General features: G+C 59.1%; 23 protein-coding genes. 2 read left to right on the forward strand and 21 right to left on the reverse strand.

Annotation, left to right across the window (positions count from 1 at the left end; translation table 11 throughout):
* Positions 1-4: 4 nt before the first annotated feature.
* From FBY10_RS20435 to FBY10_RS20455, 5 genes are read right to left on the reverse strand one after another with little or no spacing between them, the layout of a single operon-like run.
* Positions 5-2,515, reverse strand: a complete 2,511-nt coding sequence (locus FBY10_RS20435; RefSeq protein ID WP_178116778.1) for a phage tail protein — start codon at positions 2,513-2,515, stop codon at positions 5-7.
* Positions 2,499-2,957 (reverse strand): NlpC/P60 family protein, encoded by a 459-nt coding sequence (locus tag FBY10_RS20440; protein WP_145337697.1) that lies wholly within the window; start codon positions 2,955-2,957, stop codon positions 2,499-2,501. Before FBY10_RS20440 ends, FBY10_RS20435 begins: the two co-directional genes overlap by 17 nt.
* Complete coding sequence (locus FBY10_RS20445) at positions 2,954-3,814, reverse strand: DUF2163 domain-containing protein (protein ID WP_178116779.1); 861 nt, start codon at positions 3,812-3,814, stop codon at positions 2,954-2,956. Before FBY10_RS20445 ends, FBY10_RS20440 begins: the two co-directional genes overlap by 4 nt.
* Positions 3,811-4,461: a DUF2460 domain-containing protein gene (locus tag FBY10_RS20450; RefSeq protein ID WP_145337695.1), complete on the reverse strand. Its 651-nt coding sequence runs from the start codon at positions 4,459-4,461 to the stop codon at positions 3,811-3,813. Before FBY10_RS20450 ends, FBY10_RS20445 begins: the two co-directional genes overlap by 4 nt.
* 9 nt (positions 4,462-4,470) lie before the next feature.
* On the reverse strand, positions 4,471-7,242 hold the full coding sequence (locus FBY10_RS20455; protein ID WP_145337694.1) for a hypothetical protein: 2,772 nt from the start codon (positions 7,240-7,242) through the stop codon (positions 4,471-4,473).
* Positions 7,243-7,504: 262 nt separating this feature from the next.
* Between FBY10_RS20455 and FBY10_RS20460 the strand changes: the two genes are divergently transcribed.
* Positions 7,505-8,305 carry a hypothetical protein gene (locus FBY10_RS20460; protein ID WP_145337693.1) on the forward strand — a complete coding sequence of 267 codons (801 nt, stop codon included), beginning with the start codon at positions 7,505-7,507 and terminating at the stop codon, positions 8,303-8,305.
* 10 nt (positions 8,306-8,315) lie between these two features.
* Positions 8,316-8,525: a hypothetical protein gene (locus tag FBY10_RS20465; RefSeq protein WP_145337692.1), complete on the forward strand. Its 210-nt coding sequence runs from the start codon at positions 8,316-8,318 to the stop codon at positions 8,523-8,525.
* A 262-nt stretch (positions 8,526-8,787) separates the two neighbouring features.
* On the opposite strand, the gene FBY10_RS20470 is transcribed toward FBY10_RS20465, so the two are convergent.
* The 16 genes from FBY10_RS20470 to FBY10_RS20545 all read right to left on the reverse strand — a co-directional run bounded on the left by FBY10_RS20470 (position 8,788) and on the right by FBY10_RS20545 (position 19,909).
* Positions 8,788-9,135 (reverse strand): hypothetical protein, encoded by a 348-nt coding sequence (locus tag FBY10_RS20470; protein WP_218571041.1) that lies wholly within the window; start codon positions 9,133-9,135, stop codon positions 8,788-8,790.
* Positions 9,132-9,887, reverse strand: coding sequence for a hypothetical protein (locus FBY10_RS20475; protein WP_122719265.1), 756 nt, complete (start codon positions 9,885-9,887; stop codon positions 9,132-9,134). The genes FBY10_RS20470 and FBY10_RS20475 overlap by 4 nt, the downstream gene beginning before the upstream one ends.
* Before the next feature lie 10 nt (positions 9,888-9,897).
* Entirely contained in the window at positions 9,898-10,350 is a 453-nt protein-coding gene (locus FBY10_RS20480; protein WP_145337691.1) for a hypothetical protein, read from the reverse strand.
* Positions 10,351-10,355: 5 nt separating this feature from the next.
* Entirely contained in the window at positions 10,356-10,643 is a 288-nt protein-coding gene (locus FBY10_RS20485) for a hypothetical protein (protein WP_074844124.1), read from the reverse strand.
* Positions 10,636-10,845 carry a hypothetical protein gene (locus FBY10_RS20490; protein WP_145337690.1) on the reverse strand — a complete coding sequence of 70 codons (210 nt, stop codon included), beginning with the start codon at positions 10,843-10,845 and terminating at the stop codon, positions 10,636-10,638. The genes FBY10_RS20485 and FBY10_RS20490 overlap by 8 nt, the downstream gene beginning before the upstream one ends.
* Positions 10,835-11,083 (reverse strand): hypothetical protein, encoded by a 249-nt coding sequence (locus FBY10_RS20495; RefSeq protein WP_065927362.1) that lies wholly within the window; start codon positions 11,081-11,083, stop codon positions 10,835-10,837. Before FBY10_RS20495 ends, FBY10_RS20490 begins: the two co-directional genes overlap by 11 nt.
* Before the next feature lie 35 nt (positions 11,084-11,118).
* Positions 11,119-12,066: a Mu-like prophage major head subunit gpT family protein gene (locus FBY10_RS20500; RefSeq protein ID WP_145337689.1), complete on the reverse strand. Its 948-nt coding sequence runs from the start codon at positions 12,064-12,066 to the stop codon at positions 11,119-11,121.
* Positions 12,067-12,129: 63 nt separating this feature from the next.
* Positions 12,130-12,546: a cytoplasmic protein gene (locus FBY10_RS20505; protein ID WP_145337688.1), complete on the reverse strand. Its 417-nt coding sequence runs from the start codon at positions 12,544-12,546 to the stop codon at positions 12,130-12,132.
* Between the two features lie 42 nt (positions 12,547-12,588).
* Positions 12,589-13,953 (reverse strand): S49 family peptidase, encoded by a 1,365-nt coding sequence (locus tag FBY10_RS20510; protein WP_145337687.1) that lies wholly within the window; start codon positions 13,951-13,953, stop codon positions 12,589-12,591.
* A 2-nt stretch (positions 13,954-13,955) separates the two neighbouring features.
* Positions 13,956-15,566, reverse strand: a complete 1,611-nt coding sequence (locus FBY10_RS20515) for a phage portal protein (RefSeq protein ID WP_145337686.1) — start codon at positions 15,564-15,566, stop codon at positions 13,956-13,958.
* Positions 15,563-15,784 carry a DUF6148 family protein gene (locus FBY10_RS20520; RefSeq protein WP_145337685.1) on the reverse strand — a complete coding sequence of 74 codons (222 nt, stop codon included), beginning with the start codon at positions 15,782-15,784 and terminating at the stop codon, positions 15,563-15,565. Before FBY10_RS20520 ends, FBY10_RS20515 begins: the two co-directional genes overlap by 4 nt.
* A 3-nt stretch (positions 15,785-15,787) precedes the next feature.
* A complete protein-coding gene (locus FBY10_RS20525) occupies positions 15,788-17,860 on the reverse strand; it encodes a phage terminase large subunit family protein (protein WP_218571042.1) in 2,073 nt (690 codons plus the stop codon).
* On the reverse strand, positions 17,823-18,317 hold the full coding sequence (locus FBY10_RS20530; RefSeq protein ID WP_092484766.1) for a hypothetical protein: 495 nt from the start codon (positions 18,315-18,317) through the stop codon (positions 17,823-17,825). The genes FBY10_RS20525 and FBY10_RS20530 overlap by 38 nt, the downstream gene beginning before the upstream one ends.
* Positions 18,318-18,525: 208 nt before the next feature.
* The gene (locus FBY10_RS20535; protein WP_145337684.1) at positions 18,526-19,257 is read right to left on the reverse strand and encodes a hypothetical protein; all 732 of its coding nucleotides are present in this window, start codon (positions 19,255-19,257) and stop codon (positions 18,526-18,528) included.
* A gap of 19 nt (positions 19,258-19,276) precedes the next feature.
* Entirely contained in the window at positions 19,277-19,621 is a 345-nt protein-coding gene (locus tag FBY10_RS20540; RefSeq protein ID WP_065927355.1) for a phage holin family protein, read from the reverse strand.
* Positions 19,622-19,684: 63 nt separating this feature from the next.
* Positions 19,685-19,909, reverse strand: coding sequence for a hypothetical protein (locus FBY10_RS20545; protein ID WP_115485959.1), 225 nt, complete (start codon positions 19,907-19,909; stop codon positions 19,685-19,687).
* Positions 19,910-20,453: the final 544 nt, after the last annotated feature.

Below are 20,453 nucleotides of genomic sequence, written 5' to 3' on the forward strand. Positions count from 1 at the left end.
TCTATCAGGTGTTGAAGGTGATCGCCGGGGCGAAGTTGAGTTGACTGCGCACACTGCTCCAGGTGTCGTACGCTGCAGCGCAGAGGTAATACGTGGTGTCTGGCGTCAATCCCGTGATCTGCCCGGTGCGTGATACGCCTTGATAGCCGACCGTTCCTGCGGTTGCCGGATCAAAGTCCTCCTCTGTCGAATACACAAACACATAGCCCGCCGTGTCTGCAGCTGCACTGGCGGCGCAACTGACATCCGCGGTGGTGGTGCCCGTGAGCGTAGCGGCGGTACCGGTAACGGGCGACGGCGCCGTATTGGTGACCAACACCGACACCAGCGGTGCCTGGCCTGCAGCGTTGCGCTCGATAACCTCCACGCGATAGCTGCGAATGAGCGCGCCATCCACCAGCGCATCTTCACGTTGGTACGTGAATGCCGTGCTGGTGGTCGCCACCTCTCGCAGGAGGGCATTACTGCCCGCGTGACGAACACGTACCAAGCGATCCTCGGCACGAGCTCCGGCCACCCAGCTGACGGTGAAGTACGGCGCCTCGAAGGCACCCACCAGGGCGAGGTTTTGCGCGGTATCAGGCGCTACCCGAGCCGGAGATAATATGACGCTGTAGGCCGTGACATCCGCCAGATCCTCAAGCGCTCGACCGAACACGTTAAATGAGCGGAACTTGACCCATACGGTCTTGCCGACCTGGTCGGACGTGTAGCTGTACTTCCAGACCGCATCATCCAACCGCACGAATGGGGAACCAGCCGAGTGGCTGGACACCGATGTGCTAAGGCGCCCGCGTCGCAGATAACTCAGCTCATAGCCTCCGATGCCCGTGAGCACCGCATCGCGGTAACTCAAGAGCTCGCCGGCCACCCAACACAGCGTGGCGCCACTGTCCGCCTCTGCAGTAGTGGCGGCAGCCAGCTCCGTCGCCGCTGCCAGTTGTACCGACAAAGTGTTGACCGTATCGGGATCGGTTCCAGCGGCCAGCGCCGTCGTTAGTTGCCCCATGCGCGCCCTGCCGTAAATCGTCTCCGCTAACCGATAGCTGTCGCCATCAGCGCTGATCCAGATCTCACAACCGCCCCAGGCCTCACCCACACCGGCAACACCGCCCCAGATCTGCAATGTGCCGGCGGGCAGCAAGCTCTCGGGTGGGTTGAACATGATGGGCGCCAGGACAGGACCAGGGGCAACGTTCTGATTGCCCTGATAACCGCTCTTACTCTGCACCGGGTAATTCGGGGCACTGCCGACACCCAGCAACGCATCCTCGGCCACGATCGCCAACTTACCCAGCTCGTCCTCCTCAACCGAAATCAGCCGGACCAGGCGCTGATGCAGGTTCAAGCCAGGCTCAGTGATCGTCACCAGGTCCATGGGTTCGAGGAGCACATGCTGCCAGCCGAGGGAGAACTCATATTCATTGCGCACATACAGCTTGCGTTGCACCAACAACTGCGCCGCATGGGCGCCGATGGCGATATTGCAGATCTCGTATGCCTTGATGGTGTCCATCGGCTTGGAGCCAAACTGCTCAATGGCAGCCTGATCAGGCGCACGCACCACGTCCGTGTTGTACTCGTGATCGCGATCGAGGATTTCCAGCGACACTTCGTTGTAGCTGTCGGCCTGACTCTTGATCTTGAGCGAGACCGGCGGCTCACCGTCCTCTGAAAGGAAATCGTCATCGGTCAGATCCGCCACTGGCGTGATGTTCGGAAACCACGTCACGCCATTGCCCGTGACGGCCTGGTCGCCGTAAGGGATCACCTTGAGTTGACCAGCAGACCACACCATCTCGCTGTTGGTCAGCTGCAACCAACGCGTGATCGCCTCATTCGCCGGCGCCTGCTCGTCGAGCACCGGACTCAAGAGTAAGTTTTCCGCCAAGCAATAGTTGCGGTAGTTCGACATATCCGCGACCCATGCCGGGGTAAAACCGATACCGTCCAACGGATCGAGCAACAACCCGGGTAGGAAATCGCCCGGGTTGGCATCCGGCAGCCCGGGCACCTGATAACGCCCGTCCACCTCGAAGGTATGATTCTGGACGCCGGCGTTGTCGTTAAGCAGGTACCTGCTGGAAAAAACGTAGGCCGTGTCAGCGTAAGCAATCGCTTCGGCCGGGTGGCGAGTTTGAAGAAACCCCCACACCGCCTGATCATGAGTGCCACTGGCATAGTTCAAGCCAATCTGCGCCAATGAGGAAAACACCTCCTTGTCGCGGAAGACTCGGTGTATCGCCCCCAGCGGGCCCCGCCCGACGGCCAAAATGATAGCCGCGTAGTAGGTGTAGGTCGTGTCTTTTTGGGTGGCCCCGCCGCCGCCTTTACCCCCCGACTTTTTCGTCGTTGTTTTGGCGACTGCTTCGAAGTCACTGTAATAAATGAGGTTAGGGCTGATGCGATTGCGGCCGGCGATCCAGGCGATCGGCTTGCCACTCGCACTGCTCTGGATCTGCAACGCGTTGATACGTGTCGCACTGTTGGAAATGGTGCTACTGCTGCCCCCCATCGCTGACTCCATATCGGTTAAGTGTGTAATAACGCACGGTGTGGCTGGAGAGCCGCTCCTCGCGCATGTCCGCAAACTCGACGCCGATGTCCCGATAGGCGTGAATAATGCGGTGCTCATCGACCACCACCGCGCCATGGCTGAAGGTCCGGCCGAATTTCCAGACCGTAACATCGCCACGCTGTGGCGTATCGATCTGCCGGCCATACAACTCCAGCCAGCCCAGATAACGCTCCTCACTGCGATGCAGGTGCCAGTCCTGGGCGTACGCGCCTGGATCAATCGAGGGAATCAACCCGGCGGCGTGATACACCTCAATCAGCAACCAGGCGCAATCGACACCAACGCCGAGCAGGTGCTGCCGGTGTTGGTACGGCGTGCGCAACCAACGCTCGGCCTGCGCGACCACGGCATCACGCTGCAGCACTTCGAACGGGCTCATACCGATGTCTCCGCGACAGGAATGAACGGCATACCCCGGTACCGCGCCCGGTTGCCGAACTTGTTGGTGCAGGCATCCAGCGTCCGGGGGCAACCCGGGTAAATCAGAAACTGATCACCCGCCACTGGAACACCTGGCAGTCCCAGGATCATCGTCACAGCGCCATCTGCCGTGAAACGGCGTACGGTTCTTGTCACACCTGCATTGGCACCGTTCACAAAACGAATCACGCCCTGGTCGAACCAACCCTGAGAGGCGGGCACATTGGAGTTCACACGCAGGGCCGTGCTGCCGTTTTGGACCACACCCACGGTTTCAAACAGGGCACGATTTACTCCACAATCGGCGCTGTACACCGTGCGCAGGCAGGAGGGCTGATAGACGCCCCGGGGCACCTTGGTATCCAGTAGCTCGATCGGCGACTTCACTGTCACCGTCGCCTGCTCGCGGTCGGCAGGATCCACCTCGGCGACACGGCCGATAAAACGTGTGACCGTGCCCACCACGGGCGAACGCCAGTCCGCCATAAACGCTCGAACGAGATTCAGGGTGGCCCCGTCAAAACCGCCGCCGGCAATGAATGGAAGCAAGGGCTCGCCGAACACGGTGTCGTCCATGCCGGCGGTAAAGGTCACGTTCAACGTGTCGACCTCAATCCCGCGCACCGCACGTACGCCGGTGCGCTTGATCAGCGGCCCGCTGGCCGAGTAGTTCTGTCCGGCATAGAAGATCTGCAAACCCGCATCGGTGTAACGCAGCACCTGGCCGCTGGCCAGGGCAATCGTGTACAGATCCGCCATGACGAAACTACGCGCCGTGGCCAGAAAAGCTTTCAGTTCAGGTGTGGCATCGATCATGGTTTGATACTCGTGAACGCGATGTTTTTGAGTTCCCATATCGCGCGATAAGGCTGAGCTCCGTCGAGAGAGTCAGCCTCGAAAGCGCAGCGAAAATAGAACGCCCCGCTCCACACCAACGCCGCGTTGACGGGCGGGGCCACCGTAAAGGTGATGCGCCCCAGCTCATCCACAGTGAAGGCTGAGGTAGGAGCACCACTGACAGTGACGACGTCCACATTGACGACGCCGTACACAGGCTCGACCCAGTGACCGATCTCCCGGGAAAGCTGAAATGTTCGCGTGGTGCCGTCCCCGGTGCCGAAGCGCTGAAGCGTTACCAGGTGATCGCTACGATCAAAGAACAGGAACTCACCGAATTGCCCTTTGCGCTGATTAAAGAACTCAATCAGCCTCGACCATTCATCCAAGCCGGGGCGCTTGCGCACGGCGTTGTAGCTCAGTTGGAAAGACCACAGCGGCGCAGGGTAGTACGCCGTTGTCCGGCGTCGACCACTGGCAGCTTTCTGCACACCAGTACTCCACTCAGGCGCCTTTTTTGAAAGCAGGGTTTGCCCGGGCAGGCGCGGCAGAACGCCTTCAACCGCCGCGCCCATATCGGGGTAACTGGCGATCCAGCGCGCCGGCCAAAAAGGTCCTAACGACATCTCGCCCCCCTAAGTTTTGATGGCGCCGTTGCGCCGCATTTTTTGCATTTCTTCAGCCAGCACCCGGGCACCACGCCGAATATCAGCAGGTGACATCCGGCCGCTGCTGTCGTGGTAGTGATAGCTGTTGCCAGAACCGCCCAACTGCCCTTCCCCATTGGCTACCTGGCGGATGACATTGGCGTATTGCTTAGGCAGCACCATTTCCTGCTCGTGGAGTTGAGTCATGGGGTTGGTACCGGCGGGTATGTCATAGCCACCCTCGGCCGAAGCGACGTTTTTCACCAGGCCGAATACGAATGCACCGGCAGCCACTGCTGCCGCCGCGCCGAGGATCGGACCAATGATCGGAATGGCCGACATGGCTGCAAAGGCACCGGCCATGGCCTGCCAGGCACTGGCAATGATGTTTTTGATCGTGGCTGCGCCCCAGATCGCTACGGACATAGCCGCACCGCCTGCCTCTGCAGCAGTTCGAACGCCAACACCCACCACCGTCGCACCGGTTTTAGCCGTCTCACCGAACATCCAAGCCATCAACGGCTTGGTGACCATGTTCTCCACGAACGCGGTCCCGATGCTGGTGAAGATCCCGCGCAAAAGGCCCTGAGTGCTCATGGTGCCGCTGATGATCCCGGTAAGCCCGCTCGACCAGCTGGTACGCAGGCTGTCGACCATGCCCGTCCAGTTGCTTTGCGACTCGAAAGTTTGCTGCCTGCCAATCACCGCCATGCTGTTGCGGTGGGTTTGCTCCAGCGCCAGGATCTGCTGCTGGACCTGCTGCAGGGCGACCGGGTTACGATCAGGATCCTGCTCCAGCAGCGCTTTACGCTCGGCCAATGCCTGGGCTTCGATCGCATACCGTTGCTTTTCAAACTCAGCCTGGGCTTGCAGCAGTTGGCCTTGGGTAATCAGGTTGGTCTGCAGATCCAGCTGGGCCATCTGTTCGGCATTGGCAATATCGGTAAGCCGCGCCTGCTGATCGGCAGCCAGCTGCTGCTGTTTCATGTTGGTGATTTGCTGCTGCTTTTCGCGCTCGACAGCGACCACCTCTGCCGCAGCCTTGCGGTATTCCTGGCTGTCCTGGCCATAGAGTTGCCGGCTGCGCTCCAGGGTCTGCTGAGCGATCTGCAGACGCGCGTCCATATTGTTGCGGTACTGCTGCGCCTGGGCTTGCAGATCGGCAAAGGCTTGGCCTTCGTCCTGCCGGCGCAACGCATTCAATGACGCAAGGTAATTACGCTGAACACTCAAGCGTTCGGCCGCGCTCAAATCCGTACGTTTGAGAATGCCCTGCCAGTACTGCATTTCCTGCTGCTGAGAAAACTGCAGGAAGGTGCCTTGCTCTGCCTGCTGCTGGGCGTGAGCCACTTTCTGTGCATCCAGCGTTTCTGCCCATTCACTGACCCGTGATTTGGTCCTCGCCGGCGCGCTCACCGGGTCATCCGCTTTTTTAGGGGGCGTAGTGGACTCAACCACTTTTTTCCGATGCTCGACGGCTGCCGCGTAAGCCTGTTCCAGTTTAGTTAACTGGGCGATCTCAATGCCGTAAGCGGTCGGACTTGTCCTGCCCTGCTGTGGTGCTTTGGTCAGGGCTGTATTGCCGGTCGCGGCCATCTCGGCCACTTTGCGCCGCTGCTCTTCGATGCGAGCGGAGCGCGAACGCATGCCGGCATCCACCTCCTCCAACTTGTTGGACACCAACTGCATGTTTTCCAGCAGCAGGCGCTCTTCGACCAGCGTGGCTTCCAGCTGGGCCTTGCCGCCCCCACCGCGCGGGCCGGCAACGACGGTCCCTAACATCGCTTCGTAGCGCGCGACGTTAGCCGCCACTTCATCAACGGTAAGACCTACTCCCGTCATGCCTTTCAGCAGATTGTTGAACCAACTGGCAGTCTCCGACAGCCGCTTATTCAGGCTGATAAAGACCGGTTCAAGGATGGTGCCGATGGTGACCTGCAGCTGGTTGCTTTTGGAGTCGAGTTCGGCCTGGCTGCCGGTCAACCCATCGGCCGCCTTGGCAGCATTACCGACCTGGGCCTCGGTCTCTTTCATGATGCCGTTGTATTCGGCCGTGATCTTTTGCGAGTCCGACAACTTGTCACGACTGGTGCCGATGCTCTTGGCGTACTCGTCCCACATTTTGGCAACATTTTTGGTGACGCCGGCATTGTCCACCAACACCGAGTTTTCGTTTTTCAAGCCCTCGGTGGCCGACACCACAGCTTCCGACATGCTGAGATTGGCTTGCCGGTTGAATGCTGCAGCGTCTTTTAAGCGATTGATCACCGCCACCGCTTGGTCGACGTTGTAGCCACGGCTGAGCAGGTTCTGCAGCGCTTTGGCCGCGTCACCAACACTGAGCAAACCACCGGTGGCGAGCTTGTTAGCCTCATCCATGGCCCGGCCGATGCCAATACCGGCGTGGTTGGCCACAGCTTCAAGGCCACGATAAGCCGCCTCCTGCTGGATCGCCGCGTCCTTGCTGTCGCTGACGACTTGCCCGAGTTTGAAAGCGCCCAGACCGAACACGCCCACAATACCCGCCGCAACGCCCGAGAGGCCCGAGCGCATGATGGTACTGACGCCGGAGAAAGCTTCATTCACTGCCGGACCAAAGCGAGAAAGCCGGGTCTGACTGCCGACCATCTCGGTGTTGATAGCCTGCAGCTCGCGACTAAATGTCGTCCGAGCGTCTCGCATGTTGCGCTCGATACTTTCAATCGCACGGTCGAAACCCTGAGTACCGGCGGTGAACTGGTACGCAATATTCCTATCCATACACACTTCCGCTAAATAGTAACCAGTTGAACAACAAGCCTTTTTCAAAAGGAAGGACGCGCCCACCCAAAGAAAGGGACCGAAGGAATAGATTATTTCTATTCACGAAGCGGGTTTGATCACCGCGTAAAGGGCATTAAAGGGAGAACGATAATTTCGACAAAATCTAACACTGCATTTCAATATGAATACACAGCACCTACTATCGAAATGCCACCACTCTAATAAAACTAAAAAAACTAGCTAAAACTTAGGAGCACGCATGAAAAAATTGGCTATCGCATTTACTTTCGCCGCCATAACAAGCGGCTGTACTCAACTGGGGATAACCGAGCAGAAAACGGTCATCCACAAAGACCTAAGCGACAATGGAGAGCTTTCGATCGCGTCAATCCCAACTCAACTTCGCGGCGCATACGTAACAAAAAAAACTAATAACTCGACACTTTACACTTACTGCGCAGAGCCCTTCGCCGATGTTGCGGCTTCTAACTCACTGAAAGCAACGGCTGACGCTAACAACAAATTAAATACGCTGATCGACGCCCAAGCCTCAAGAACCAATAGTGACGGGTCGAACCAAACAGCCTCAGCAAAAACAGATCAGCAAATACAGCAGGTGGTGAACGGCACCTTGGAAACTATCAACACCATTGTAAAATTGGAGGGGCGTACACAATACGTTCTCCTTGCGAGAGAAATGATGTATCGCACATGCGAAGCCGCCACTAATGGTTGGCTTGGTAATACGCCTGAGGATATTGCCAAGAATGTATCCAAGGAGCACACCCAGGTCGTGGATGCACTTACCACAATGTTAGCCGCAGAGAAAGAGAAGGCCGTAGCAGAGTCAAATACCGCCGTTGCTGCGGTAGTTAAAGCAGTAGAGTCAAAGAAAGTAGACAAGTCCGTTTTACAAAAAATGACTGCTGCCGATGCTTACGGAGTGATGCGCAAAGCATTACTAGATGAACTGGTAAAGTGCACTGAAAAAGCAAAAACTGAAAAAGACAAGTCCGGATGCCAATCGAAATTTAACGACCAGTACAAAAAACTACGCTGAGGAACGAGCCATGCCAGTATTTATAGAGCAGCTTGAGCATATGTTGGACAAAGGGAGCGAAGCGCTTTTTGATCTTGCCGGAGGGCTTTACCCTGGAAAAATAGCAGCCTTAGTTGATGACTATGTAGTTATTGAACTAACGTACAACGATAAAGTCGTGATGTTGCATAGACACATAAACGCTGTAGGTTTCATAACGGGCACTGGCCTTGAAGATTAACGGCCGCTCGCATTGCACGAGAAGGTATCCAACGCACTCCGTAGGTGCTCAGGTAATTCATCACGCAGGTCGCCAGCTAAGCTGGCAAGATTGCTCGCCAGATCGGGAGCGTTTGTAACGTCCTGCCTCGGTGTATACCCCATGTAACCGGCCACAAGGATGTGAGCTGGGGGGTGATGATGCCAGTATTTAGTCATATGCCCTACCATGACCATGTCCCAATCACGCCGAAGCGTGACCGGGCTCTGGCCAGTACTGGCAATCAGGTGAGCGTAGAGTTGGCCCCAGTCGAAGGGGCCTGGCCTTCCCCCGGTGTCGGCTCCATAACTTCCAGGCCCGAAGCGCTCATAACAGCATCCAACGCGTCACGCATGTTGCGAAGGTCCAGAAGGGCTGCCACCTCTGCCCGCTCGATGTCTGGGTAGTTCCGACGCAGCGCTGCATGGGTAGCATCAATCACCGTCGCGATACTGTCCCGGTCCATGTTGCCGGCCATCACCGCGTTGATCCGCTCCAACAGTTGCTCCAGATCCCCCAGCGCCAGGGGTGGGATGACGAGCGTTTTCCCTGGAAACGGGAACGAAACGCCGGGGACATTCACGACCGTCATTCGTTGGCACTCCAGTAGCACACCTCGCCGAACTCATCCGCGTAGCCGGTGAATTCAAAGTCCGGGATGGTGTAATCGTCCTGTTTGGTGGCAATCCCCAGCTTGTTGCTGACAAAATTCGGCACACGCACGTACACAGTCTTGCCCTTGTATTTCAGGACCAGCTCGCCCTGGAACACCGGCATGTCACCCATGGGCAGGTTTTTCACCGACAGGCTTTTACCCGTCGTAACGGTGTAGCGGTAATCAATGAATACCGACTTGGCCACGTCTGCAGCGGCAAATGCATATTCCCCCGTGGCGGCATCAAAGGTGTACTGCCCAACTGTCGGTGCGCTCAGTACCCGTACGTAGGGGATCGCACCGGCGCCCCGTACCCCAAGATCACCCGAGAGCGTCCCGCCGGCTGGAGGCTCCACGGTGATGGTGGCCCCTGCCGGCACCACTGTGGGCTCCGTGGAGTGATGAACTAACACCTGGCCGGTGGTCAGAGTCTGCCCGAACACCAACTGATTCCACTGCAGCAGGCTGATCTGGGCGGACTTTGCCTTGCCCGTCAGCTTGCCCTGGCCCCGTGCCGCGTCGACCGCAAACTGCTCGCTGCCGAACAATTCCTTGGAATCAAACGACAGATCCACCGAGGCTTCTTGCATGATGCCTAGCAGGATGGGGGTCGGTGCGGAAATGGCATTGCCATAGGCGTCCATCAGCGGAGTCGCGTAAAACAACCCGCTGCCGAATGCGATTTGCATAATGTGTTCCTCAGTAAAAGGTAGGTCCGGCCGTCAGGTCGCCGGTGTTGCACAGGTAGGTGAATCGGTAACGCACCATGCAGTTGCCGGCGGTGTTGTCGCCTTCGTCCTCGATCCAGTCGATATAGAAGCGCTGCACCCGATCCGCCTCTTCAAAGGCTTCCTCTGCCATCAGGACCGCATGCACGGCCACCTTGACCAAGTCAGCTACCTGATCCCAGGCAGCACCTGTGACCGTGTCCTCCCGGGCGATGATTTCCACCGTCAGCTCGAACTGGTTGCGATCCAATGCAGCGCTTTCGCGTTCACAGGTTTCAAGGTCAGGGCGCAGCACGATCGCCGGAGTCATGTCCCGTTTGATTGCCTCAGTCCGACTGCGATACACCCGGTCTGCCGCCAACGTACCGGCGCCCAGAATCAGCGCCTGCGCCTTTGCGACGATGCGTTCTTGAATCGAGGGCATGAGGGTTAAACCTTGGTGAGGGAGGCCAGGCTAAAGGCGCCGTCATCGATCATCCGGCGGTCACGAACGCGAAAATTCACGCCGGCTACGGTGATCAGTTTTGGGTTGTCGATGCCCAGGCGCTCGGCCTCGGCGGTGATGACCAGGATCTCGTAACCGGTCGACTGGCTGTTGATACCGCCCATGCCGTGGATTTCGTCCGGCATATCCCGCGCGGCCAGAAACGGCTGACCATCAACCATCCCGCCAACGTCGAAGTCCTCAAGGAAGCCCTTGAGATCTTCGTCAAACATCAGGGCTCACCTTGGCGGGCTTGCGTCCGCCCTCACCCGCAGCGGAAGGTTCCGGTGCTGACTCGACCACCAACACTTCCAACTGGTGGCGAAAGCGCTGGGCCACGTCATCAGGCAACTCGATCACGCCCCCCGCACCGGTCAGTTTGTCATCTGGCCCGCGAAAGGAGCCGGATAGCACCGTGTAGGATTTATTCGGCATTACGCTCTCCTGCGACCTTGTCCAGTTTCGACAACCGCTGCCCCAATGCCTTGTCCGGTTCGCCGGGGATCACAATCACCTCCCCGGCTTTGAACTGAACAGGCGACACAATGGTGTAGCGGCCCTTCTTGTTTGCGACCGGCTCCAGGTTGTGCGCACGCGCACTGGCCTGGGCCGCATTCAGGATCAGTTCACCCCCATAAAGGGTGATCGTCTGTTCCACGCGGTATTTCGGCATATCAATGCCCTCAATGAGGTGTCAGGCCGAAAGGCTTACGCCACCAGTTGGTTAAGAACGGCGTACTGCCAACGGCCAAAACCCACATTGCGCCAGGTGTCGACACCGTATTGATGGGCATCGTTGTCGAACTCGAACTCCGAGCCTTCGGCCTTGGCCTTCATGGCCACGTCGGTTTCCTGCTGGCGGATGAACGCTTTCAAACGACCGTCCGTGCGGAAAGTCACGAATCTGTCCTGCCAGGCGTTGAGTCGCACGTTGCCCACCACGCGAACAACCACGTTGTCCGGCATGACGATCTCGCTGATGTTGGTACCGCGCGGCACGCTGAGCGCCGTCTGCGCAACGCTCAGCAGGTTGAACGGCACCATCACCAGAAACTCGCGTGCCAGTTCGTTGATGGGTTCGCCCTGGTCATCCTTGAAGCTGGTCAACTGGGTGACCGATCGGGCAACCGCCTGCTGAAACTCCTCAACGCTCGGCCGGCTGGGCGTCCCGTGAAGTGTCGCTGGCAGTTCGGAGATGTCGGTGGTGATCTTGTTGGACTGCACGCCGCTCTGGCCTTCTTCGTGGTCGGTATCGAAGAAGTACTGGCCGTCATAGCAGGTCTGGCTTTCACCGTTGAGCAGCAGCACCGACAGCAGTCGCGCCCAGTGCGCGTTGGTGCGGTCGGCCAGCTCGCCCAGGCGGATGCGCAATTGTCCGGTTTTATCGCGGCGCAGCTCGGTGACCAGCACTTCGAGGGTGGCCTCAAAATGCAGGTTTTCGATTTCGAGATCAGCGCTGATAAAGCCCTTGGCGTGGCGACCACCAATCCATTCACGCAAGGTCGGCACCATGCCGATCCATGGATAGGTTTCTTTGGCCTGGTCGGAGTCGAACAGGTTGGACACGGCGTCGATCCAGTTCGACCCCACATTCTGCTCGAGCAGTTCGTAAAACATGCCGATGATGGCACGACTGGAAAGTACTTCAGCACCCATGGGTGATTCTCCTGAGGAAGGATACGGTCAGAGAAAAGTATTAAAAACGGGTTGAGCGAAGCGTCAGGCCGCCACGGGGACGGCCTGGGCGGTGAACTTGACGATGCCGACGCCAGTACGCACGAACCGGTGAACATGCCCAATCAGGCTGTTACCGGCGGCGGTGAGCAGAAACGTGCCGCTGTCGCTGGCATACACCGGTTTGCCGATGTCGGTGATTGCCAGCGCAGTGACGGGCAGTTCAACTTTGCCCTCTTCGCGAAGACGCACACGCGCTGCTGCAGCGGCACCGATTCGATTGTCGACGCCGCGATCGGCGAAGCCCACGAACAGATCGCCTGCCGCCAGAGGTCGCGCAAGGCCGTTGGCCGCGACAATGCCGACCGCCGAGCCTTCGAAAATCTGCACGCCGGCCGCAACCGACAAATCGTTAATGCCCCCGATCTCGTATGCGCGGGGGGTATCAAGTGTGAGAGGCATAGGATTCTCCAGAGCCATGGGTGGAAAGGGGTTACCCGGTGCTTACTTTTTCAGAACCTTGACCAGGCCCCGCTCGGTTGCCTTGCGGTAGCCGTGATAGGCCTCGAAGGTGCCAAACTCGGCACGCAGTTCCTTGTCGCCGTCCCAGGTCGCCTTGGCGCGTTCCTCCAGCGGCGCCTCGGGGTCCTCCTTCACCGCCTCAGGGGCTGCCGGTGGCGTCAGCACGTTGGGCACTGGCGCAGGCGCCTGGGTACGAATGTCGGCCAGGGCACCGGCACGTTTGGTTTTTTCGGCGCCGATAACCTGCGCCGCCGCTTCGGCACCGCTGGTTTTGCCGTCGAACTTGAGCGTGGCAATCAGCTCTTCGTGTCCGGGCAGCGCGGCGGCTTCCACCGCCTGGATGCGTTCGCACTCAGCGCGGGCACCGGCGGCGGCACCAGCGGCGTGCGCGTCGTGTTCCAGGCTGGCGAGCAGCTCGGCATGATTCGCGGCCAGGTATTCACGGTTAATTACGGGTTTATCTGCAGTTGGAGCGGGTGCGTTACTGTTGGTGGTAGTAGACATAGGTCTTTCTCCAGAAGAACTGCTGTTGAACTCAGCGATGAGTTGTTCAAGGGTGGATTCACGGTCGGCCATACCCAGTGCCACGGCATCGGAGCCAATACGCATATCGCCCTGGCCGAAGTCGGCCAGAACGGTTTCAACGCTGAGGCCACGGTAATTGGCGACGTCCTCGACAAAGATGTCAGTCAGCCGGTCGACATGGGCCTGGGCCACAGCACGTCCTGATTCAGTGCTGAAGTCAGGGCGCTTTTTCGGGCTCTGGCTGCTGACGATCTCAAAACTGCCGTCGTCGTCGCTTTTGCGTACCGTCAGCACCGTACCGATGGAGCCCACGGCGCCGGTGCGGCTCATAACGATTTCATGGGCTGCTGCAGCTATCCAGTAGCCAGCGCTGGCCGCGTTACCGGACACGTACGCAACCACCCGCTTGGGCGAGGCGCGGATCATCTGGCCAAATTCAGCAATGCCGCTGGCAATACCACCGGGGGTATCCATCACCAGGATGATGGTGTCGGTGCGCGGATCGTCGACGGCGGCGGTGAACTCCTTGGCCAGCACATCCAGTGACGTCGCACCGGACAGCGCCGTAAACAAGTTGGCGTAGCGGAACACCGGGCCGGTGACGGGCAGCAACGCCACATTGCCGCGCTGGGTCACCGCGCGGCTGTTCTGCAAGGGTTTGCCCTGCCTGGCCTCCAAGGCTTCCGGGCCTTCATGCTCCCTGCGGGCGATGGCGGTGATGGTCTGCAGCATGTCCGGGGTGATGGCCCAGGGCTCACGTGATACCAGGTCGAACGCCGTCACCCGGTGCACGGGAGGTGCATCGGTTGGGTTGTCGCTCATAGTTAGGTCCGTTCAGGAAGATCAGGATTGGCCGCAGGCTCATCTTCGGGGCGAGCCGTTGGTGAGACAGACAGGCCGTCATCGCGCCTACGCTTCACTTCAAGCGCACGCTGTTCGTGGTTCTCTTCCCAGTCGCTACCGTCGTAAAGCATGGATTCCTTGGCGAGCGTGCTGACGCCAATATCGATGCGCTTTTCGGCGGCATTGATGTCTTTGAGCGGATCAACAGTGCCAGGACCATCACCCACCCATAGCGACCCGCTGTACGCATAACGCAGCAACGGGTGATCGAAAAACCCGGGAGCCTCGATGTCTCCCTGTGCCACGGCCTCTTCAAGCCAATGCTCGTACACGGGCTGGCAGAAATGCTGGCCCAGGAAGTCACGGCAACCGCGAACGAACTGCCAAGCCTCCATCACCGCAGCACGCGCGGCGGTGTAACTGGCGGTAAAGTGCTTAATCAGCACCTCATAGGGCAGCTCAAGGGCCATGCCGATCTGCCGGAGCATGGCGAGCACGAACGGATCGAATGCCATGTTCGGGCGACCGGGTGATGCGGTATCGATCGACGCACCGTCATCCAGCTCGGCGACAATGCCGCCACTGAGTGAGCCGTCCCAACCGCCCTGGTCCCGGCCGGCGGGTTTATCGCCACCCACCGGGGTGTTGCCGGTAACGGCCGACGCCAGAGGACTCAGATTGCCGCCCTGCCCCGGCTTGATGAACACAGCGAAGAACGCAGACACCACCGCCGCTTCCAATTCAGCATCGGTGTAGCGGTCCAACTGCTTAAGTTTCTCGATCACCGGTGCCAAGTACGGCACACCGCGTGGCTGGCCCACCCGACGGCGCCGGTACACATGCAGCAGCACGCGACCGCCACGCTCATTGAAGAACGGACGGTCATCCCAAACGCGCTCTTTGACGCCGAGTGCCCCGGGGTGACTGCGCAAAATGTGAGCCTTGATCGGTGCACCATCGGCGTCACGCTCAATGCCGGCGGTGAGGGCTTCCGTGTCGGCCTTGTTGCTAGGGTTACAAACCCGGTCGGCCTCAATCAGCTGGATGCACGCCGAGTAATGCTGGCCGGGTTGTTCTTTGTGAGTCAGCAATGTAAAGACGTCACCGCTGCTCAGCACAGATCGCCAGGTCAGATCCTGCAGACCATAGAAATTCTGCTCGCGGGTGATGTCGCAGCTGGTGGTTTCCGCCCAGGACTTGAACAGCGATTCGGTTTTGCGCTGCCACTCCCTGGCCTGGTCTTCGTCCCAGCCTAAAATCGAGCGATTGACCACCGACTTAAGCGCCAGGCCGGTGCCGACCGTTTTCGTCGTCACCGTATTGATCGCACCACCACCGATGGGGTTGTTGCGTTCAAGGTCTCGGCAGCGTTCGCGAAGCGTGGGCAAGTCGGGCAGCAGATCTGCTGCCGCACTGCCTGCCGTCGGGGTCCAGGCGCTCAACGTGCGCTTGGACTTCGACGCGCCGCTGTAACCACCCAAGGCGGTCATGGTCAACCGGGCGTGCATGCGCTTGGCGCCGCGCTCGGGGCTGAGCCAGGTGATGGCCTTATCCAGCAGCGTCGGCTCTGGCACTTTCGGCGAGCGGCTCATCGCGGCGTAATCCCACGCAGGACGATCCCACGAGGGCGACCGCTCTCCAGGCGATCAACTTGCTGTTGCCAGTAGTCGATCGTCTTGGTGATTTCGGCAAGGTCGGCGTATTCCAATTGCCGGGTGCCGATGCGGTAGCTCTGCTTTTGGCTGACCTTCATGCTCGCATCGAGCCAGGCTTCCAGCTGGCCCTGCGCTTGTTCCAGGGTGATAGCCATGAATTAATTCCTGCGTTGGGAGAGCACGCGCATTGCACTACGGCGCCCAGAAACAACTCTCCCGCCAGAGGGCGGGAGATTGGGTGGTTCGACTGGTGGTGTCGGTTCCGAACTAGTCCCGTCCGTTTCGGGAACAGGTTCAGCCTCGGATTGATCCGGCTCGGGTGGGTCAAACAACGCACCCTGACGGATCTGTGCATCGAGCCCAGCCCAGTCTTGCTCCCGCATCAAGTGCGTTTTCAGAGAGCGGGCCGCGTGCAACGCGTACGTCTCGCAGTCGGTACCTTCGTTGGGTTGGCCGGCCTTTTTCTGCCAGACCTTGCGGTAGTGGTGCCGCCGGCTGGGCGCCTTCACTTCGGCGGTGATTTGCCGGAAATAATCCGGGCGCACCGTTTTGTAAAAGTGCATCCGACCAGGGCCGTCACCGGTCAATGGCAGACGGCCCTCAATCCACAGATCCTTGGCCCGCGAGGTACCGACAATGTAAGGGCGCAGGCCGTACTTAGAGGCCTTTTGCTCTTTGTCAGTGTCGACGCCCTGCCGAGGTGCGCTGAAGATCTCCCGACGCTCATCGTCGCGTGTGTTGCCGCGCTCGCTCGCGCCCTTGATCGCCATCACACCATTGCGCTGGTGCTTACGGCAAAACGCATACGCTGCGTCCTGGGTGATGGTGCCGTCCGAGGTATCCAACGAAGTAGCCAGCACCCTCAGCTTGGCGCCGCAGGCGTGTGAAATCGGCGCAAACAGCATCTTTTCCAGATCCAGCCAGACGCCCTGGTCAGGCAGCACCACCTCGCCGTAGATCTCGCCCCAGTAGATCAGCCAGGATTCCTCGCCTCGGCCCCAGGCCCGCATCACCACCGCCAGACGATCGTGCTGCACGTCGACACCGGCGGTGATCACCAGGCCCCCCATGGGCACAAACATTTCCGGGTAGTCCTCCGCTCGCTCAGCCAGTTTATCGGCCTCAGGCAGATCGGATTTGTACTCGTAGGCACGGCCCTGTTTCTGGTTGACGAACTTGATCAGCAACGACAGGTTGCCAATCGACGCCTGGTGTTCGGCGTTGAGTTTCTCCCGCACGATGTCGGCCAGGCTGGTACCGGGCAGGCACGCGTACAGTTCGTTCAGCTCAATGAATCCGGCACGACCGGCAAAGGGTTTGGTGGGCACCCAACCGCAATAAGGGTCGCCCGCGTCAATCGCGTTGAACACCGTATTGCGGATGTTCTCTTTGCGCTGGTAGTCGTCCCAAATCTCGCCACAGTGAGGGCAACCGTAGCCGGCGGTCTCTGGATCGGCACGGCCGTAGATCTCGTGTGGCTGGGCGTCCTCTTCAATGTCGAGCCACTTGATATGGGCGAAATCCAGCACATGCGACTTGTCGCACGCGTGGCAGATGATCGGCAACACCCGGCAATCGGTCTGGGCCAGGCGCGCTTCGGTCTTGCTCGCGCCCTTGATCGCCGGCGTACCGCCCACCAGCATCTTGGAGCCGGGGTAGCGCTTGCCGCGCTCCTCCAGCAGGGCGATCGCATCACCCTGCCCCTTCACGTCGTCGCTAGTGTCGTCAGGTTCCTCCACCACCGACAAGCCCACCGAGGACGTGGACTTAACGTTGCCGGGAGAGTTCGATGCCACCAGTTTGAGGAACCCGCCCGGGAAGGTCTTATGGTCCCAACGGTTGCCAGAGGTGCGGCTGACGTCGACCGGCATCAGCTTGGCCACCTCAGTGTTGGCCGTCACACCAAACTTGAGCTTTTCGTCATGAAAGTTTTTGCCGTCTTTTTCCTTGGCGAACAGGATCATGATCGGACGCGGCAGATTGTGGATGAACTTGAACAGGTAGCCGATCAAGAACCATGTCCAGCCGATCTGCGCCGCCTTCATCAGGTCTACCTCGCTCACCCGTGGATCGTCCAGAGCGGCGGCAACGCCGAGAAAGTAAGGCGTGTATTGGAAATCGTACAGGCCATGCAGCACGCCGCTTTCAGCCGGCAGGTAAAACTCGGTACTCAGGTAGTGCGCGGTCGGAATGTCACGCGGCGGGTTGAATTTCCCCGCTGCTGCCGACAAGCTCCGCGCCAAGTTTTCGCGCGTAGCCTGCAATTCGCTCGGTCGTAGGTCCAGCAACTTTGGCCACCACTGTTCGATCTACCGTGAGTTTCTGCACGTTCTCGATTTCCTGAATGATGCGTTCAAGGCCGCCCAGGTATTCCCGGTTTGCGAAACTGGCCCAGTCAGACAGCGCACGCTCTGCCTCACCGGAGGGGATCAGTGAGCGCAGTTTTTCGTAATACACCAACCGCCCGTTGGCTGACTTCTGCTGCAGGTCATCGATCCGCGCTCTGTTGAGTTCCTCAAGCTGGCTGCCCCCGCGCCCAGCGGCTTTCGCGCGCAAGTCGCGGATGTAGGCCGTTCGGATCTCGTCCATGCTTGCCGTTTGCCAATCCAGAGTCAGGCCCTTCAGCACGTCGCGGGCATTACGCTCGCTCATGTCCAGGTGCTCGGCGATTTCATGTTGGGTTGGCATGGTCTGGTCCTGATGCTGGGAGGGAAGCGGAACCCCCCATGTCGGGTTGAATCTGCAAAAAAGTCGGGGTTCGAATTACCCCGATGGCCCCGCTGCCTGGAAGGACCCATTCATTTTGGGTCGTAGGTCGACCTGTCAAGCCAAAACCCCGACAAATCATTGAAAAATCGCCACTTTTTGAGGAGAAATGCACGAAGCCGACAAGAGGTCAGCCTCGCTCCATCTCCCGTGCCAGGGCACGTCGGAACAGCGGCTCGAACTCGGCCTCCGCTACGCGATTGGCTACCCCGTAGAAGTCAAAGCGCCGCCGATACGTCGGGCGCTTGACGAAGATCAGGATGGGCCGAGCCCCGTTGCCGATCCGCTGCCAGATACCCAAAGGGCCGGTGCCGTTACCAGGCCGACCCACGAAATAGTCCGGTGCGTTGCGGTTACGGCGTCGGCTGCGCTGAGTGCGGTTGGCCATGAAGCCCGACACCCGCTCAGCTGCTCCGAGTGCGGACAGGATCTGTACGATCTGGCCGCGACTGATGTTGCCGTTGCCATCCATCCTAGCGCGCCGACCAGGGACGGCGTACATGTCCGCTGGCATCAAGCCGTAGTGGATCAGCGCTTTCTCAAATCGCTTGTGTGGCCGGTTGCCACCGTCAATGTGCACCGGCAGGTACTTGGACGCGGGCACGCCTGAGCTGGCTTCGTCCTTGATCCATACACGGGCAAACAGGCGGCTGGTCGTGGCACTGCGCTTGAAGACCGAGTTGAGCGTCCACCGTGTGGGCCTATCGAAGACTCGCTCAAGCTCGGCCTTCTCAGCTGCCTGAACGCGTTCGGCGGTGAAGGTCAGCGCTTTGGCAGCGGCTATTGGCACCTTCGACTTGCTGAGCCCACGCATCTCCCTGACGATCTTGTCGATGTTGTCACGCATCTCAAGTCGCATCATGGTGATTGCCTCTGGATGTTTATGGTCCAGCTTCACCGTTGGCTTGTGCTTCACGCAGACCAAGGCGCTTGGCAGCCCAGCGCTCGTACAGCCCGATCGCTACGTCTGCGCCTGCCATGGCTGTCAGGCATCCCAGTGCGCCGGACGTCCAGATCGACATGCCCGCAGCGTATAGAAGCATGATCGCCGAGACCCCGCACACCACGCAGGCGCCGGACCGAAGGGCCAATCGGCGGATCAATGCCCAACCACGCGTCCCTTCCTTGTCCGCTCGCCACATCTCGCCCGACACACCGCCCACCAAGGCCAAGACGATCACTAACCAGATCGGCATTTCTGCCAGCGCTTGCTGTTCGTTCGTCATTGCCTCGCCCCTTACACGAAAAAGCCCTGCACTGGGCAGGGCTTGAATGGGAAGTTAGTCAGATTAGGTTTGAGGGATGGGGACCTCATCAACGCTAATGCAGTGCTCAATATCCGTGATTTTCTGGAGAGCTTGCTCAGCAGTTGAATACGCGCCAAACATTCGCCCTTGATAAAAAACAACCCATGCAAATTGGATGTCCGCTTCACCAGAATGCCCAACGACCAACGTCTTGAATCTTTCAGCCAAGTCGTCGACATGCATCTGTGCCATGCCACGCAAAACCATGACGCTCTCCCTGTGTGTAGTCAGAGGCCCTATTTTTCGGCCTTCGACAATGTGAGCGCAAAAAAAAACCGACTCAATGGTCGGGTTAAGACCACTCCTCAGTCCAGCCCCCAAATGAGAGGGATGGAGGGCGGACTGAGGAATGGCGGCGCAATCATATCAGAGCTTGCTGAGAATTCATCATCGCGTCGACGCGCCAACAAAAAGCCCTGCACTAGGCGGGGCTCAAATCATTATCATGCTAATGGATGGGAAGCACATTGCTGTGCCGACTCAACCTTTTGCTTCTGTCGAGGTAGTTGTATCCAGCGTTGGTAACACGCTGAATACGTACATTCGGAGCCTCCCCATCAGCGTTGACACAGCCCATGTCGACAAGCAGCTCAATGTGGCCATCCACAATAACGGCAGACCACCGGCCTAGCTGCTCAGGGGAGAAGCGACCACGAATGTCCTTCGCTGATGCATCAATCCTCCACTCCTCTGAGTCCTGAATGCACACCTCTAGGATTTTCACCAACAGCCTCTGATCTCGCTCCATCTC

Origin of the sequence: Pseudomonas sp. SJZ103 (assembly GCF_007828335.1) — a bacterium.
Classification (GTDB): Bacteria; Pseudomonadota; Gammaproteobacteria; order Pseudomonadales; family Pseudomonadaceae; genus Aquipseudomonas.